Origin of the sequence: Microbacterium sp. Kw_RZR3, assembly GCF_029222405.1 — a bacterium.
Lineage (GTDB): Bacteria > Actinomycetota > Actinomycetes > Actinomycetales > Microbacteriaceae > Microbacterium.
In genome coordinates, this window is the sequence record NZ_JARHXC010000188.1 from 1 (window position 1) to 4538 (window position 4538).

A 4538-nucleotide genomic window follows, 5' to 3' on the forward strand; every position below is an offset into this window, starting at 1 on the left:
GACGCCGCGGCCACCGCCTCCGACACCGCGCCCGCGACGCGGTCGGTGTGCCGGAGCGACAGGGCGTTGGATCGCGGGCGGGTGAAGGCGCCGGCCTCCATACCCGAGGTGAACGGTCCGATGGCGAAGAGGGTCGCGTGCGGGATGCCGTCGCGTGAGACGACGCGTCCGTCGGCGTCGGTGTCGATGCGGCCGAGCGAACCCGTGAAGGTCTCGTCGGCGACGTGCACCTCGCGACCGTGCCGCGTCGCCAGTTCGCGCAAGGCCGCGTTGTCGCTCGAGGCCGCCTCGGCGCTCGGGAGCCATGCGTCCAGGAGCGCACCCGCGCGCACCTCTCCCGGAACCCGCGGAGAAGATGCCACGAACCGCCCGTCGTCGACGCGCACCGCGATCTCGGGTCCGAGGAACCGCACGATCCCGGCATCCGCGAGCGCGCCGATCTCTTCGAGGCGATGGGCCGGTGGCCCCGACGCGACGTAGCTGAAGAAGGTGTGCCAGGTCACGGGGAGATCGATCGCCCGCGACCGCGCGCTCCACCGCTCGGCGGGGATCTCGGACACCGCGAGGAACGACTGCAGGATCGTGAGGAACAGCGCCTGCGCGGTGCTGCGTTCGGGGGTCGTGCGCAGATGCAGGTCGTCCACGATGTGCTGGCGGACGCGGCGGTGCACCTCGGCGGCATCCGCGAACGCCTCGTGGCCGAGAGGCACATCGAGCGCGGGGACGTCGAAACGGTCCAGCGGGTCGGGGACGACCTCCGTGACCGCGCGCCGCAGGGCTGCCGTGTCACCGTCCACGGCGCGCAGCGTCTCGCGGAAGACGCCCCACGGGACCAGGACCCGCTCGGGGTGTCCGGTGAACAGCTCGCGGTAGTGCCCCCACACGAGCTCGCGGGCGATCAGCGGCCACACGTCGTCGAGGAAGTCGATCGTGCCCGGTCGCGCCAGAAGCTCCGCGATCGCCGCGGGCGTGAGCACCTCACGCGCGGGCGGGTCGCCGCGTAGCTCCGACGAGACCTTCGAGCGGTACGGCACCCCGCGGCGCGAGCCGAGGTGCAGGCGCGGTTCGCGCCCCGACGGCTCGTACCGCACGCGGCCCTCCGGCGTCCGGACGAAGCGGCCGCCACGTCCCTCGGCCAGCAGCACGACGGCATCCACCGCCGCCAGCCCCATGCCGCGCACGATCACGTCGTCGCCCGCACCGAGCACCGAGAGGTCGGTGTCGGCGGTGAACGACGGCGGCACGTAGGTCAGGCCCGCGTCCGCGGCCGCGGTGACCAGCGCGCGGGTCTCGCCGTCGGGGTCGCGTCCGTTGTGCCCGACCGCGTACACGACGATGTCGGCGGGAAGACGGATGCCATCGGCCAGCGCCACCTCGTACCCGTCGATCGTGTCGTCGACCCACTGCACGACTCCGCGGTGCTCGTGCACTTCGACTCCGGGCGGCGCGATCGCGACCGTCCGCCGCCAGAACCAGTCGAGGTAGACGCTCTGGAGTCGGCGCGTGGGGAAGCTGTCTCCGCGGAGCGTTCGGAGCTCGGCATCCAGATCCGGATCGTCGATCGCGACGTCGGGGATGGTCCCGGCGCGGACGCGCTCGGCCCACTCGATGAGCGACGGCCCGGAACGCACCGGCCCCGAGATCGCGCACGTCTCGTCGGTGAACACGGTCACGTCGCGCGCCATCGAGTTGAGCTTGAGCAGCGGAGACTGATCGCGGCGCCAGATGCGACCGGCCCCCGGCGGGTGCGGGTCGACGAGCGTGATGTGCAGGCGCGGACTGGCCGCGCGGGTCCGGCGGGCGAGCAGGCGCTCGACCAGCATCACCGCGCGCGGGCCGGCCCCCACGATGACGACCCGGATCATCGCACGGCGGGAGTGAGCACCGGCGGCAGCCCCAGCAGGTCGTGCAGCGTCGCCCCGTCGTCGTACGAGCGGCGGTACGAGCCGCGCTCCTGCAGCAGCGGCACGACCCGGTCGGCGAACTCGTCGAGGCCGTGCGGGGTGACATGTCCGACGACGGTGAACCCGTCGGTCGCGCGTTCCTGCACGTACCGGTCGATCTCGGATGCCACGTGCTCCGGCGTCCCGACGAAGGTGTGCTTCGCGGTCAGACGGATCACGAGCTCCCGGATGCTGAGGTTCTCTGCGGCCGCCTGCTCGCGCAGCTGCCCGACGCGCGCGCGGATCGCCGCGTGGCGGCCGGCGAAGCCCTGCGCGGTCTCGACGCCGGTGTCGGGTTCGACATCAGGCAGCGGACCCTCGGGGTCGTACCCGCTGAGGTCGCGGTTCCAGATCTGCTCGAGGTAGGTGATCGCGGTCTGCGGGCGCACCTGGGCGAGAGCGATCTCGCGCGAGCGTTCGCGGGCCTCGTCGGCCGTGTCACCGAGCACGAAGGTGGCTGCCGGGAGGATCTTGAGCGAATCCTCGTCGCGGCCGTGCGCCGCGAGGCGGCCCTTCACATCGCGGTAGAACTGCTGCGCGTCGGCGAACTCGGTGTGCAGCGAGAAGATGACGTCGGCATGCGCGGTCGCGAAGTCGCGGCCGTCGGGGGAGTCCCCGGCCTGCACGATCACGGGTCTCCCCTGCGGAGAGCGTGGCACGTCGAACACCGCGTCGACGTCGAACAGGCGGCTCTCGTGCCGCACCCGCGCGATCGCGTCTTCTCGGAGGAACGCGCCGGTCTCGGCATCCGCCACGATCGCGTCGTCGCGCCACGACGACCAGAGCGCCTTCGACAGCGCCGCGAACTCCGACGCCCGCACGTACCGGTCGGCGTGGTCGAGGTAGCCCCCGCGGCGGAAGTTCGCGCCGTGGAACGCGTCGGAGCTGGTCACGGCGTTCCATCCGGCCCGGCCGTTCGACAGGATGTCGAGCGTGCCGAGCTGGCGGGCGAGCTCGAAGGGCTCGTTGAACGTCGTGTTGAGCGTGCCGACGAGACCGATGTGCTCGGTGACGGCGGCCAGCGCGGTGAGGATCGCGAGGGTGTTCGGACGTCCGGCGACATCGAGGTCGTGCAGCTGCCCCCGGTGCTCGCGCAGGCGCAGGCCCTCGGCGAGGAAGAGGTAGTCGAAGAAGCCCCGCTCGGCCGTGCGGGCGAAGTACTCGAACGACGAGAAGTCGATCTGACTGCCCGCGCTCGGGTCGGTCCAGACCGTGGTGTTGTTCACACCCGGGAAGTGGGCGGCGAGGTGGATCTGACGGCGGGTCATGCGCCGACCTCCTGACGGGCGTAACGGCTGGCGAGACGGGGGAGTCCGACCCGTTCGCGCAGCGTCGGTGCGCCGTCGTCGGGAAGCAGGATGCCGGCGGCCGCCGCGCGCGGCACGACCCGGTCGGCGATCGCCTCGAGATCGGCGGGCAGGCGGGCGGGGCGCAGGCGGATGCCGTCGACCCCGGCCTCGGCGAGAGCGCGGATCTCGTCCACGACGTCGTCGGCGGTGCCGACCACGACCCGGGCGTCGGTCGTGAGCGGGGCGCGGTCCTGGAGACGGTTCCAGACGGCCTCGGCCCCGGCGCGTGTCTCGTCGACGAGCACGAGCAGGTCGGCGAAGACGCGCAGCGGCTCCTCGGTCGTGCGCGCCGAGTCCGTGGCATCCGCGAGCTCGCTCAGGATGCCGCCGACCGCCGCCGCGTCCGCGGGCGTGACGAACACGAGGTCGGCGTGCTCCGCGGCGAAACGGTACGGGATCGTCTGGTGCGCGAGGGCGGTGATGAGCGGCTGGCCCTGCGGGGAGCGCGGCACGATCGAGGCGCCGGTGATCGAGAAGAACTCGCCCTCGAAGGCGACGTTGTGCACGCGGTCCCGGTCGAGGAACTTCCCGGTCTCGAGGTCGCGCACGATGGCGTCGTCCTCCCACGAGTCGGCGAGGCGGCGGAGGACGTCGGCCACCTCACCCGCCTCGCGAAACGCCGCGAGCAGCGCCGGATCGTCTTCGACGCGACCGGATGCCGGGATCCCGGTCGGTCCCTCGGTGCGGCGCCCGAAGTTCGCGCGTTCCTGCGGCGTCGAGCCCGCGACGAGGCGGACGCCGGCGCGACCCCGGCTGGCGTGGTCGAGGGTCTGGAGTCCGGTGGCGAGGTGGAACGGTTCGGGATGCGCGGTGGTCGCGGTCGGGACGAGACCCAGGCGACGCGTGGCCGGGGCCAGGAACGACGCCAACAGCACCGCGTCGAGGCGCCCCCGCACGCGGTCGCGCCGGGTCTCGGCATCCGGCTCGAAGGATCGCCCGCCCAGGCTCAGTGCGTCCTCGATGGTCGCGAGGAGGAGTCCGGCGTCGTCGGCCGTCCGGGCGAGAGCACGCCAGTACGCGGGCGTCGTGAGCTCGGTGGGGCGGGCGGTGGACTCACGCCACGCGGCCGGGTGCCAGCCGGCGCCGTCCAGGGCGACGGCGAGGTGGATGCGGTCGGGCATCGGGACTCCTTCGCGGCGGGCCGGTCCCGCCGAGACGCCCACTGTGCCGCCGGTGCCGCGTCGGCACAATCGCGCGCGTCACACAACGCCGCGAGGCGTCATTGTTACGACGGTGTCGGTGTCCG

The 4538-nt window shown here is 72.9% G+C and carries 3 protein-coding genes; all 3 read right to left on the reverse strand.

What is annotated here, in order from left to right; translation table 11 throughout:
• The coding region (locus P2P98_RS10065) for an FAD/NAD(P)-binding protein (protein WP_275799537.1) at positions 1-1865 on the reverse strand (1865 nt) is incomplete at its 3' end.
• A complete protein-coding gene (locus tag P2P98_RS10070; RefSeq protein ID WP_275799538.1) occupies positions 1862-3211 on the reverse strand; it encodes an NtaA/DmoA family FMN-dependent monooxygenase in 1350 nt (449 codons plus the stop codon). The genes P2P98_RS10070 and P2P98_RS10065, both read right to left, overlap by 4 nt.
• On the reverse strand, positions 3208-4413 hold the full coding sequence (locus P2P98_RS10075) for an LLM class flavin-dependent oxidoreductase (RefSeq protein WP_275799539.1): 1206 nt from the start codon (positions 4411-4413) through the stop codon (positions 3208-3210). Before P2P98_RS10075 ends, P2P98_RS10070 begins: the two co-directional genes overlap by 4 nt.
• Between the last annotated feature and the right edge of the window lie 125 nt (positions 4414-4538).